General features: G+C 51.3%; 10 protein-coding genes. 3 read left to right on the top strand and 7 right to left on the bottom strand.

The window, feature by feature from the left end:
• Positions 1–27: 27 nt before the first annotated feature.
• The 5 genes from V3O24_RS05350 to V3O24_RS05330 form a co-directional block, all read right to left on the bottom strand.
• Positions 28–411, bottom strand: a complete 384-nt coding sequence (locus tag V3O24_RS05350) for a hypothetical protein (protein WP_331306502.1) — start codon at positions 409–411, stop codon at positions 28–30.
• 130 nt (positions 412–541) lie between these two features.
• Entirely contained in the window at positions 542–1,027 is a 486-nt protein-coding gene (locus V3O24_RS05345; protein WP_331306501.1) for a cupin domain-containing protein, read from the bottom strand.
• Positions 1,028–1,068: 41 nt separating this feature from the next.
• Complete coding sequence (locus V3O24_RS05340) at positions 1,069–1,392, bottom strand: hypothetical protein (protein ID WP_104425496.1); 324 nt, start codon at positions 1,390–1,392, stop codon at positions 1,069–1,071.
• Between the two features lie 305 nt (positions 1,393–1,697).
• Positions 1,698–2,198, bottom strand: a complete 501-nt coding sequence (locus V3O24_RS05335; protein WP_104425495.1) for an OmpH family outer membrane protein — start codon at positions 2,196–2,198, stop codon at positions 1,698–1,700.
• A 235-nt stretch (positions 2,199–2,433) separates the two neighbouring features.
• Positions 2,434–2,763: a TraR/DksA family transcriptional regulator gene (locus tag V3O24_RS05330; protein ID WP_104425494.1), complete on the bottom strand. Its 330-nt coding sequence runs from the start codon at positions 2,761–2,763 to the stop codon at positions 2,434–2,436.
• 97 nt (positions 2,764–2,860) lie between these two features.
• Here V3O24_RS05330 and V3O24_RS05325 point away from each other — a divergent pair, with 97 nt between their 5' ends.
• From V3O24_RS05325 to V3O24_RS05315, 3 genes are read left to right on the top strand one after another with little or no spacing between them, the layout of a single operon-like run.
• Positions 2,861–3,766 carry a MoxR family ATPase gene (locus V3O24_RS05325; RefSeq protein ID WP_331306500.1) on the top strand — a complete coding sequence of 302 codons (906 nt, stop codon included), beginning with the start codon at positions 2,861–2,863 and terminating at the stop codon, positions 3,764–3,766.
• Complete coding sequence (locus tag V3O24_RS05320; protein WP_331306499.1) at positions 3,763–4,701, top strand: DUF58 domain-containing protein; 939 nt, start codon at positions 3,763–3,765, stop codon at positions 4,699–4,701. The genes V3O24_RS05325 and V3O24_RS05320 overlap by 4 nt, the downstream gene beginning before the upstream one ends.
• The gene (locus V3O24_RS05315) at positions 4,671–6,644 is read left to right on the top strand and encodes a DUF3488 and transglutaminase-like domain-containing protein (protein WP_331306498.1); all 1,974 of its coding nucleotides are present in this window, start codon (positions 4,671–4,673) and stop codon (positions 6,642–6,644) included. Before V3O24_RS05320 ends, V3O24_RS05315 begins: the two co-directional genes overlap by 31 nt.
• Before the next feature lie 184 nt (positions 6,645–6,828).
• Here the strand turns inward: V3O24_RS05315 and recD are convergent, their stop codons facing one another.
• Complete coding sequence (recD, locus tag V3O24_RS05310; protein ID WP_331306497.1) at positions 6,829–8,475, bottom strand: exodeoxyribonuclease V subunit alpha; 1,647 nt, start codon at positions 8,473–8,475, stop codon at positions 6,829–6,831.
• Entirely contained in the window at positions 8,472–12,050 is a 3,579-nt protein-coding gene (gene recB, locus V3O24_RS05305; protein WP_331306496.1) for an exodeoxyribonuclease V subunit beta, read from the bottom strand. Before recB ends, recD begins: the two co-directional genes overlap by 4 nt.
• Positions 12,051–12,352 lie beyond the last annotated feature (302 nt).

The raw sequence follows: 12,352 nt of genomic DNA, 5'->3' as shown, positions 1-12,352 counted from the left end.
TCCAATCTACACGGCTAATATTTCAGATTAACGCAACAGATCCAATGCCTTTTCAGCGGCTTTTTGTTTAGCTTTTTTCTCGATTTTTTTCTCGATCGCCTTAGTGGACTTAGGCGCATTCTCAACCTGTTTTTTCAATTTTTGAGCGGATTTTACCGCTTCGGCGGCTTTTTTTGCTTCTTCCGGGGTCGCTTGCTCGACTTTCTGCTTAACCGCGTCCTTGAGCTCTTTTTTCGCTTGATCTTTGAGTGTATCAGGGGCGTTTTCTACGCTCTCTTTTAATTTCCGGGCATTTTCCAACGTTTGGTTTACAGCCTTGGCCTTTTCAACAGCGTCCGGCGCTACGGCTGTGGCGGTATCTTTAGCCACTTGTTTCGCCACTCCTTCAAGTAAACTTTCTTCGGCCAACACTGAGTTTGAGGCGAATAAAAACAGAATGGATAAAATCGCTTTGTTTCTCATCTGGACATCCTTTAATGGGTAGTGATTTGAGCCGACAGAATACTACAGCGAATCTTGATCTGCGTGTTTTTTGGCTACCTTACCTCACATATTTTGAAATTCGTCCCCATAAATGCGGAAATTGATTTTTTATGGTCCGTTGTTCCGCCAATTCCATATCCTCATATTCAAATCCGGGCGCTACCGCTTCGCTGATTAAGCCGAATTCGCCCGTCTCTAACTCGGTTGCCTTCCAGCAACCGCCTCGAACAATTAATTGCAGTTGCTGTCCCTTATCAAGGTCACTGCCTAGCACCGCCCTTTCAAGATTGCCGTCAGGATGGATGATGAAATAGGTCAACGGGGAACCGCCGTGAAAATAATGAATAATGTCCGACTTGTTTTTATGCAGATGGCCTATCGGACTGTCGTCGGTCAGCATGTAAAAAATAGAGGACAGCAAGCATCTCGGTTTTGCATCGGAAGATATGCCGGTTTTCAACTCGGAACGATAGGTTCTGGCAAAATATCCGCCCTCGATATGGGGCTCCATTGATAGCTTCTCGATCAGTTGTTGCTTGTTCATGCCGTCTTGCTGAGCGCCAATAATTTTTGGTGAATAGCTGCTTACTTCAATGAATCTTCAAATTCACTGATCAGCCTTTTCTGCATCGTTTCCGGCATTTGATAGGTATCCATATCCCACCCCTCCAAACGCAATACATCTTCAAGGCATTGTTCCAACTGGGCATGCGTCTTTTCGACTGTATCGGCAATGGCTTGATGTACGGCTTTATCCGTGTCAGTCAAATTCAGGCATTGTTTTTGATAATTAAATAAAGCGCGCTGCTCGTTAATCGCTTTACAAACTTGCGCCGGACAAGAGCAGGTGTAAACAAGGGATTGTTGTAGAATGCTGGTAATGATTTCATTTGAAAAACGGATATTCATATATTTTCCTTACCCTAAATGGACGAAGAATGTCCTTATTATCCCTCAATAAGGGCTCAGGCTCTAATTATCTGCAAAGCCTCTGGGTCCTCCGTATATCGAAAGTACGGCAAGTTCGCCGGCTGAACCGGGGGTAAGGCGAATTCAAAAATACTTCGACTGCAAGGATGCCGACGCTTTGCGGGAAAAACTGTGAACTACAGGGGAAAGAGGCTGTATGCATATCGTAAAAGCGACCGGCTGACCGCCTTTACGATGAAATCTAACAAACCGTCAGCCGTTGAGAAACTGGCGGCAAAAAGCGATTAATTCGGCATCGCTGCTAGTTTTTGCTGAACTTGAGCCGTGACATCGATCTGTTCGTTGGCATAAATAACGCCGTCGGTCAGCAATAAGTCAAAGCTTTGCTCTTTGGCTATGCCGCGGATAACTTCAACAATGCGGCTTTGCAATTTGCCCAATTCTTCATTGCGGCGAACATTAAAATCTTCGCTGAATTCTTGTTGAGCTCTTTTTGCATCTCTTTTTTTGTTCAGAATATCTTTTTCCATGTTGCCGCGTTCTTTTTCGCTCATCACGGCTGCATCACGGGTCATTTTTTCATCCATGCTTTGGATTTCTTTTTGCTGGGCGACTAATTGCTTATCGCGCGGCGAAAATTCTTGTTCCAGACGTTTTTTGGCTTTTTCGGCTTGAGGAGCTTTTTCAAGAACGGCGGGGATATTGACAAAGCCGATCTTTAAATCAGCAAAGCTTACGTTGGTGATAAATAACAGTCCTAAAAATAGGGCGATTTTTGTTTTCATTGTTAAACAGGTCTCGGGTTATAGTGGAATAAATAGTGCTTGAAAAAAACTTGGTAGTTTTGCTGAATTATAAGGGTGGCGGGCTTATTAAACAAAAAGATTTGCACAAAACTGCGTTGGAGCCTTTAGTTTTAGCGATGTAGAGGCAATCGGCGACCGGTCGGCCGCCATTTATGCCCTGCGATTTATCGATTGTTCACGCTTTTTGGCGTCACATATCCAAATTTTTTATTCCTTAGCGGCGCGCCTGACTGGCGCACTTGATGCACATCGTGGTGTAAGGCACGATTCTTAAGCGTTCCTTATTGATCGGTTCGCCGCAAACCTGGCATGATCCGTACCCGCCTTGATCTATTCTGGCGATCGCCTCCTTGACCATTTCTATTTCCGTTCTGGCCGCATTGCCCAAGCTATCCAGAACTTCGTCATTCTCGGCTTGGGCCGCCTGCTCTTCAAAGTCCTTGTCTAAAGGCTCTTTGACATCGTGGGTGATTTTAGCCAACCGATCGTCAAGTTCTTCCAGCATGTCGATTAAACTGTGGCGCACTTCTTCATATTCTTTCATCGCAAATCCCTCTTTGTGTCCGGCCTTAGTGGAGCTTTAATCTTGCTCTATAATAAAACCGAATTTCATTAATAACCCAAGCATCCTATCACCCCTCATGCAAAATGCAATCGATCAGCTTTTAGATTCAGCCAATCAGGTCATACTCGGCAAACCCCGGCAGGTTCGGCTTAGCGTCTGCTGCCTGCTGGCGCGCGGCCATTTGCTGATAGAAGATATTCCCGGCGTCGGCAAAACCACGCTGGCGCACACCCTCGCCAAACTGCTGGGTTTAAACTACCAACGGATACAGTTCACCAGCGACATTCTTCCCGCCGACATCATCGGCGCTTCGGTATTCGATGCCAGGAATCACACATTCAAATTTCATCCCGGCCCGGTTTTTAACCAGATGGTGTTGGCCGACGAGATTAACCGCGCCACGCCCAAGGCGCAAAGCGCTCTGCTGGAAGCGATGGAAGAGCATCAGGTGACGGTGGAAGGAAAAACCTATCCGCTGCCTGAACCTTTTTTTGTAATCGCCACGCAAAACCCCTCCCACCAGATAGGCACGTTTCCGTTACCTGAGTCGCAACTGGATCGGTTTTTAATGCGCATCGAACTAGGCTATCCCGATCATCAGGCGGAAAGACAATTGCTTGCCGGACAAAGCCGGCGCAATCTGTACGAATCGCTCCCTGTACAGCTGCCACCGGAACAATTACAACAAATACAACAGGCGGTTAGCCAAGTCCATGCGTCGACCGCCCTGCTTGATTACTGCCAAGCCATCATTGGTTTCACCCGCAAGTCGTCCGAGTATCACTGCGGCTTGTCGCCCAGAGCCGGGCTGGCGCTACTGACAGCGGCTAAAGCCTGGGCGTTTATGGACCGGCGCGATGCGGTTATCCCGGAGGACCTGCAAGCCGTGCTGGCGGCCGTCGCAGGGCATCGGCTGCGGGCGGGCAATACCGATTCGGAAGCCATCGTCGCGCCGATCCTGGCTAACGTCGCAGTCCTTTGAACCTGAAAGAACGCTTCCGGCTCAGCCGGTTTATTTCCGGCGAAAAAGCCGTTGACGAGCCTGTCACCTTAAACCACCGGCGCATCTTTATTCTGCCGACGCAACGGGGTTTGGGTTTTGTGTTACTGATTGCCCTGCTGTTGCTGATTGCCTTTGTCTATAACAATAACCTGGCCTATATGCTGGCTTTCTTACTGGCGAGCGTTTTTTTCGTCACCATCCTGCACAGCTACAAATCACTATCCGGTCTGATTGTGCAAAAAGGCCGGAGTAAAGCCGTGTTTGCCGGAGAAGCCGCCGGCTTCGAGATCCATATCAACAACCCTGGCGATATGGAACGCCGCCAGATACATATTAAACTGCAAGACAGTCAAAGCCTGACAATGCAACCGCAAAGCACGGCGCATATCACGCTTTATTCGATAACCCGGCAAAGAGGCTGGCACGAAGCGGGAACGGTCACCGTCTCCAGCACGTTTCCGCTAGGCTTGTTCCGCACTTGGTCGCCGATCCGTTTTAATCTCAAGGCCTTGGTTTATCCAAAACCGGCCCATCTTGAAATCCCTTTTCCGGTAACGCCGTCGGCGCAAGACCGGCAGGGATTCAGCCGCAAAAGCGGCGATGACTTTTACGGCTTGCAGCAATACCAGCCCGGCGACCCGATCAAGCACATACACTGGAAAGCGTTTGCCAAAGGCTTGGGCGCGTTCAGCAAACAATACGGCGGCGAAGATTCGGCCCAAATCCGGTTGGATTACGAGCTGGCGCCCGGACATGATGTTGAACAACGCTTAAGCCAACTGTGCCGCTGGGTAGTCGATGCGGAGCAGGCCGGAATCAGTTACGGCTTTTCTTTGCCGGGATTAAAACTGCCGCCCGATAACGGCCCGGCGCACTATCGAAAATGTCTGGAAGCGCTGGCGCTGTTTCGATGATGATGAAAACGGAACTCGACAAAAACGTTTTAATCTTTTTGCTATCCGCAATCGGGCTGATCGTTTTTCCGCATGTTTACCATATCCCGACCGCCGTTTTCGGCTTTTTTTGCCTGCTGCTGGCTTGGCGGCTTGCCGGGGTCTGGAAGCCAAACCTGCTGCCCGGAACAGCGGTTATTTTTTTGCTGGTCGCCTGCGGAATCGCCCTGCTGTATAGCCTGCATCAAGGCATATTCGGGCGCGATGCAGGCACCAATTTGTTTATTACCGCGCTGGGACTGAAATTACTGGAGATTAGAAAAGAGCGCGATCTTTACCTGATCAGCTATCTGGCTTTTATCGTCGCGGCCTCGCAGTTTTTATATGAGCAAAGCATACTGATGGCGGCTTATATCCTGCTGGTCTGCTGCCTGCTGTTGGCGGCTCTGGTCACGATTAACAGCTGCAAGGCGCAAACGCCGGCGTCATTAAAAACAGCGCTGGTTATCACGCTCCAGGCGATACCGATTGCGGTGGCCCTGTTTATTTTATTTCCCCGCCTTGAAGCGCCAAGATGGATGCTGTTTAACGAGCCCCGGCAAACCCGGTCAGGCTTGAGCGATACTATGGAACCCGGCTCGATCAGCAATCTGGTCAAATCTTACGAACTGGTGTTCCGGGTAAAATTCGCAGGCGCAATTCCGCCTCCGGGGCAACGCTATTGGCGCGGCCCGGTTCTTTCTTATACCGACGGCAAGCGCTGGACCCCGACGGCTTTCCTAAAACCTCTTAAAAATCCAGCCGTTACCGGCGCACCTTATCAATATACGATGCTGATGGAGCCGCAGGATAAAAACTGGATTTTTGCGCTGGATATGCCCAAAGGCTTTTCCCCGCCGTTAATTCAGAATGCCGACTACCGGCTCATTACGTCAGACAGCCCCGGCAAGCGCGCCGAATATCAAGTGACGTCCTATACCGACTACAACACCGGTCCGATCAACCCTGGCGAATATAGAGCCGCAACGCAGTTGCCCGGCGCCCCCTCGGACAGGATCAAGCAGCTGGTCAGCCGCTTGCACGGCTTTGACAGCCCTCCAGACGACTTTATAAAACAGCTGCTGAACCATTTCAGGGCTGAAGATTTCCATTACACCTTGACCCCGCCGGTGATCGAAGAAAACCCGATTGAAAGCTTTTTATTTAAAACCCGTTACGGATTTTGCAGCCATTACGCGTCCGCCTTCGTTTATTTAATGCGCGTCGCCCATATTCCGGCGCGCGTCGTTACCGGCTATCAGGGCGGCGAGCTGAACCCCGTCGGCGGTTTTCTGGAAATAAGACAAGCCGACGCCCATGCCTGGGCCGAAGTCTGGCTGGAGAACCGGGGCTGGGTCCGGGTCGACCCGACAGCCGCGATTGCGCCGGAAAGAATCGAACCGGAGATTAATGTAACCCGGCAAACCGCCTACGGTATCGCAACAGCCGACAAATACCTGCCGCTGCCTGCTTACAACTGGCTGAAACATACCCGTCAGCTGTGGACTAGCGTCGATTACAACTGGCAACGCTGGGTCATCAATTACGACAACAAAAGCCAGTCCGGCTTCCTATCGTCGTTCGGCATTAATGACCTCAAAGCCATGATTTACTGGATGATCGCCGTCATAGGATCGATCACCGCCGTGCTTTGCTGGTTTCTGCTGTACCAAAAACCGAAAACCGCCGACAAAGTTTTGCTGATCTATAACCGGTTTTGTAACAAACTCGCCAAACACGGGCTGGTCAAAAATCCCGGCGAAGGGGCTAAAGACTTCGCCGAAAGGGCGAAAATAACATTGCCTGAGCGGGCGGAAGCCATAGACCGGATCACTGCGGTATTTATCAGGTTGCGTTACGGGCGGACTGCAACCGGCGAGGATTTGCAGCAATTGAAGACGCTGGTTGGTTTGTTTAAAACCTGATTGAGTCTAAAAACGCAGTTGAGCATTCAAGATCCCGTTCGCCCTGAACCTGTCGAAGGGGTGAACGGGATCTTGAATGCCCGCCAAACGGAGCATGGTTCCAGTTCCATGACGCATGGCTTTATCTGTAATAAACCATTCATACGCATTTTCCGCTGGCCTGCTGATACGCTAAGCCTATATTTCAGACTTTGAATTTATCGGCCAAGCCTGTAGTTCTCTGGATTTTCTGCCTGACTGTCGCGGCAAATACCGCCTGATCGGCGACCAGTTTGATGGTTTTCTTTGCCCGGGTGATTGCGGTGTACAGCAATTCCTTGGTCAACACCGGGTTGACCGCATCGGGCAGGACGATCAACGCTTCCTCGAACTCGGATCCCTGGCTTTTATGTATCGTCATCGCAAAAACGGTCTCGCAATGCGGTACGCGGGCGGGCAGGTATTTTTTGACGCTGCCGTCGGCGCGCTGGAAAAACACCATCAATTTTCCTGTTGCAACATTGTCCGGCATACAAATGCCAATATCGCCGTTATAAAGATGCAGCGCCGGGTTGTTTTGGCTGACCATGACCGGCCGCCCCGGATACCACAAACCGGACAAATCGATCCGCTGTTGCTCGGCCAGTTTTTGTTCGACCCGGTAATTGATGTCGGCCACGCTGTTTTTTCCCTGCCGGTTGGAACACAGCACCTGGAAACGGCTGAATGCCTGATAAATCTGCTCGAATCCGGCCTTGGCCTTAATCAACTGCAAATACTCCGCTTGCTGCCCCGCGACGTAATCGATTAAGTCTTCATCGAGACATTGCACCGCCGCGTCGTTTCCGTCGCTTAAAATTTGCCAGGCGAGTTCATCCTGCTGACGGTTGACCGCCTCGGCCAGCTCTTTTATCGCGCCGCCGAAACGGTGCGATTTCGTTAAGGTATAAACGTTGTCTTGCAAGGCCTCGGCTATAGCCAAATCGGCCAGCACCGCGCCGGATTCGACCGATGCCAGCTGATCCTTGTCGCCCAACAAGATCAAGCGTGCTCCGGGTTTTAACGCGTCGAGCAGCTTGCTCATCAAGGCCAGATCGACCATCGATGCTTCGTCAACCACGACCAGATCGTAGACCAGCGGCTTATCGGCGTCATGCCGGAAATACGGCGACGGCGGCATGGCGCCGAGCAGGCGATGCAGGGTGGTTACCGTTTCCGGGATATGATTTTTTATCGCCTCCGAACACGGCAGCTTCGCTTTGCTGAAGCCGATCGATTCCTGAAGACGCATCGCGGCCTTTCCGGTCGGCGCAGCCAGGGCAATATGCAGCGGCTGTTCCGCCAGCTCCTGCAACAACGCCAGAATTTTAACGACGGTAAAGGTTTTGCCGGTTCCCGGTCCGCCGGTAATGATGCTGAATGATTGCGAGGCGGCCATTTTTGCCGCCCCGCGCTGGTCCTTGTTTTGATCAAGCGCATCGAAATAACGGTCCAGCATCGCGTCCAGTTTTTCAACAGAATGCCCGGTTTGAGCCATCGCCTTGATCTGCACCGCCAGCCGGTTTTCGTAATGCCAGTAACGGTGCAGGTACAGGCGGTCCTGCTCGATAACCAGCGGCTGCGGACCGGCTTGCCCGGCGGCAGCCGTCTCTGCAAGCCCGGAAGCGAGCAGCAATGCCCGTGCGTTATCGTCTATTCGGATACAACTGTGGCCCTGGTTTTGCTCGTAAGACGCCGTCATCACGATAGTTTCGAAAGCCTGTTTTTGTTGGGGGTCGAAGCTTGTGCGCTGGCTAAGGAATCGGGCAAAAGCGGCATCCAGGCGACTAAATGATCTGTCATCGTCTATCACAGCTCTCCTCCAAACAATGCCGCCAAGGCTTCAACCCGCTCAAAATCAGGCTTGTCTTGATAAACGCCGCTCATAGGCTGATCCGGTTGCATGCCGCGCACGAACAAATAGCGCACGCCGCCGAAATGGGTTTCATAATCATAATTCGGTAAGCGTGTTTGCAGATAACGGTGCAGCACGACCGTGTAAATCCAGTATTGCAGGCCGTAATTATGTTCGCGCATCGCATCAGTTAAGCTGCCGGAGCTATAATCCGGCAGGCCGTTGGTTTTATAGTCCATCACATAATACTGGAGCGTGGAACCTGGAAACGCGCAGACCAGATCGATAAACCCGGTCAGATAACCGCACATCTGCTTGGCCGTCAACGGCTGAAAAGCCGGGGTATCGCGCAAGATCCGGTTGATCTGGGCCGCGTCCATCGTTTGCATCGACAAATAAAACGGCATTTCCTTTAAACACAGCTTTTCTTCAAGATTCATCAGGCAAAAATCGGGATTCGCCTCGGACAGCGACGTTGTCACCGCGGCTTGCAACAGCTCGTCCAGCATTTGGGGCCGTTCCAGTTTCAGGCCGTAACGCTGGCAAGCCTTGTCCCGTTGCACGGAAATATCCTTACGCTGGGCAAGATCGATGAACGCATTGTTTTCCAGCAAATCGTGTACGACATTCCCGACATGCGCGCCTCTGGGTAATTCCGGTGTTGCAGCGCCGGGCTCGATCCTCACGGTCAGCGCCTGTTCTCTCGCCTTGTCTTCCGGCAGCTCCGGCGCATCGCTCAGGCTTAATGCCGACAAGGCCGTATAACTGCTCATCTGCCAGTTCGTATACAGCGACCTTTTGCGCTTTTTTGCCTGCAACCGGCTATCTGAGACGTTTTTTTGGTAACTGCCTGTTATGTCGCCCGGCACCTCCAGCAGCCGGTAATCGGCTTGATCCTGAAAGGCTTTCAGCTTTGCCTGTTGCCCGGAAAAATCCGCCTCCGCAAATTCAAGCAGCCAAGCCATCGCCGAATCGTTCGGTTTATCTTGCGAGCGCACATCCGCCCAGGCAATATAACAGCGATACTTGGCACGGGTAACCGCCACGTAAAACACCCGCAAATCTTCGGCCAGTTCTTCCTTTAAGGCCAGTTCGCGACGACGCTCGAAATCCTCCGAGCCCAAATCGACGACTGTTTGGCCGTTTTCATGGCACCTGATCAACAACCGTTCGCTGTGCAACCGGTCGCTACGTTGCCAGAGATAAGGGCAAAATACGATTGAATATTCCAGTCCTTTTGAGCGGTGCATGGTGACGATTTTGACCGCGTCATCGTCGCTTTCAAGACGCAACTGCTGGTCTTCCGCGCCGCCCGCTTTGGCAATCGCGCTACGCAGCCAATCCAGGGTTTTGTTAATGCCGAGATGTTCATCGACAGCGGCCTGTTGCACCAGCTCGATCAGATGATGCAGGTTAGTCAGTTGTCTTTCCGCCATCAGCGTTTTCGAGACATTGGCCCTGATGTTTTCCTGGGCCAGCAAATGCTGCATCATCGCCATCAAACCGCTCTGCTGCCAGTCCTGAAAATAGCTTAAGAAACTCGACACCCAGACATCCAGCTCGATCTCGTTATTGATCAGTTGGTACAGCGTCTGTCCATCTAGGCCAAACCAGTCCAGCGTCAATGCCTGTTTGAGCAGGCCGCTATCGCCGGGGTAGGCTACGGCCTGTAACAGGCGGTATAAGTCTGCCGCTTCCTGAGAGGCAAAAACCGACTCCGTGCTGTTGAGCACGGAAGGTACGCCCGCAAGCCGCAATGCCGCCTGATAGTCCCTGGCCTGGGTATTGGTTCTTACCAGTATCGCAATGTCTTTGGGCAGCAAGATCCGGTTCATAGGTTGCAGCCTGTAACCGTCGGTCAACAATTCGACGACTTCATTAACAACGGCTATCCTGATTTCATCGGCCGCCTTGCCCGCCGTCCAGTATCCCGTTTTGCTGTCGCTTTCCGGCAGCTGCCACAGCACCATCGGCATCGCCGCCCGCCCTTCATAATGCAACTCGCCGTTATCTGCCGACAAGCCGGGCTCAACGTTGATAAACTCGAGGCCGTCCAGAAAAAACGCCTTGTCTCTTTGGAACAATGCATTCACCGCTTTGACCAGATGCGGATGTGAGCGCCAGTTATGGCCTAAGGTGAATTGATGCTCGGCGTGTTTTTGCGCATCCAGATACGAATATATATCGGCGCCGCGAAACTTGTAGATCGCCTGCTTGGGGTCGCCGATTAAATATAAATATTGGCTGGGAGCGGCAAATAATGAAGAAAAAATATGCCACTGGCTGTCATCCGTATCCTGGAATTCATCGATCAGCGCGACTTCAAAACGCTGTTGCAATTCAGCCGTCAGCAATTCGCCTTTGTCGCTTTGCAAGGCTTCAGCCAGACGGCTGATTAAATCATCGAAAGACAGCACATTAAGTTGCTGCAAACGTTTATCCAGCTCCTCGCGCAAGCTGTCCAGCAGGGTTTTACGAAATACCAAAGCGATTTGTTTGAACGCCACCGCCAGCGCATCGAAAGCTGAGGTATCTACGGCTAATTCGGCCAGATAGTCGGCTTTGCGCTGATCGCCGGACTGGGTCTTATTGGTCCTGAATTTGTTGCCGTTCAGCGCATCGGTCAAGCCGTTTCCGGTCAATAACGCAAAGGCCTCGGCATCGGGAATCTGTGTGGTAGCGCCGTGCAGCCATGCACTTAGCGAATCATAGTAATAGTCGAATGTATCGGTATAGCCGACCTTGAACTTGTCATCGGCGAAACTATTGCGCAAAACGGTTGCACATTTATCCAGCTGATCTTTCGCCAAGTCCGCCTGCCGTTGTAACTCTTTTAACGCGGCATCCAGGCTCTCGCAATCAGGATAAACGCTAAGTTGGGCATGGGTTGCCAAGCCGTTGCCGGGAAATGCGGCGACACTGACAAGCAGCGCATCAGGAGTATTAAAGTCCGCTGTTAGTACCGCAACTTCCCAGGCCGAACGCTGGTAAACCTGCTTACGCCAGAAATCGTCCGCACAAGCCTGTTTTATCTCCGCCAAATCGCCGGTTAATTCGGCATCGAATAATTGCCCGCTCTCCAGCGCATGCTCCCGTAAGACGCGCTGACAAAAACCGTGGATGGTGAATATTCCGGCCTGATCTATATCCAACAAGGCCGTAGTCAGGCGCAGCTTAATCAGTTCCGGCGCTATATCCAGACTATCCAGCCATTCGGTAATATTGCGGTCGATATTTTCAATCTTCCCGTCCTGAGCCTGTCCTAAGCCTGTCGAATGGGCTTGTCGAACGGAACCGTCCAAAGCCCGTCTGGCTTCGGCCAATCGGGAACGCACTCGGTCTTTAAGTTCTTCGGTGGCCGCCTTGGTAAAGGTGACCACAAGCAATTTATCAATTGCAATATCCTGCTCGACCACAAACCGCAACACCAGCATCGCTATGGCATAGGTTTTCCCCGTTCCGGCGCTGGCTTCGATCAGGTTTACGCCTTTTAGTAACCCGGTTTTAACCGGATTGAAATCATTAATTTTCATGCGTAAACACTCAATGCCTTTTAGGAGTTACGGTCAAAATCCAACACCGTCATCGGTATAGAATCAGCGTTGGCTATTCAGTTGTGTTTTCAACAGTGCCATCCCCATCAGCGGAGTTGAAAAGCTACCTTTTGATTTTTTTCTGCTCACTTCAGCGAGAAAATTTACCAATCAAACACCTGCGTTCTTTTCCACAATTTCTGTGGATAACTCTGTGTACAAGCTATAGATACCGCTACTCAGCTGCGATAAAACCTGTCTTTGGGTTAAATTGTAGCATTTTTATACAGCAATTTAATATA

Source organism: Methylobacter sp. Wu8 (assembly GCF_036440755.1).
Classification (GTDB): Bacteria; Pseudomonadota; Gammaproteobacteria; order Methylococcales; family Methylomonadaceae; genus Methylobacter_A; species Methylobacter_A tundripaludum_A.
Note: the sequence above shows the minus strand (reverse complement) of the source record. Positions and strands in the feature narration are given on the sequence as shown.

What these genes read in the sequence shown, in the direction of transcription:
- V3O24_RS05345 (WP_331306501.1), bottom strand. Translation starts at nt 1,027, where the DNA reads ATGAACAAGCAACAACTGATCGAGAAGCTATCAATGGAGCCCCATATC.
- V3O24_RS05340 (WP_104425496.1), bottom strand. Translation starts at nt 1,392, where the DNA reads ATGAATATCCGTTTTTCAAATGAAATCATTACCAGCATTCTACAACAA.
- V3O24_RS05335 (WP_104425495.1), bottom strand. Translation starts at nt 2,198, where the DNA reads ATGAAAACAAAAATCGCCCTATTTTTAGGACTGTTATTTATCACCAAC.
- V3O24_RS05330 (WP_104425494.1), bottom strand. Translation starts at nt 2,763, where the DNA reads ATGAAAGAATATGAAGAAGTGCGCCACAGTTTAATCGACATGCTGGAA.
- V3O24_RS05325 (WP_331306500.1), top strand. Translation starts at nt 2,861, where the DNA reads ATGCAAAATGCAATCGATCAGCTTTTAGATTCAGCCAATCAGGTCATA.
- V3O24_RS05315 (WP_331306498.1), top strand. Translation starts at nt 4,671, where the DNA reads ATGTCTGGAAGCGCTGGCGCTGTTTCGATGATGATGAAAACGGAACTC.
- recB (WP_331306496.1), bottom strand. Translation starts at nt 12,050, where the DNA reads ATGAAAATTAATGATTTCAATCCGGTTAAAACCGGGTTACTAAAAGGC.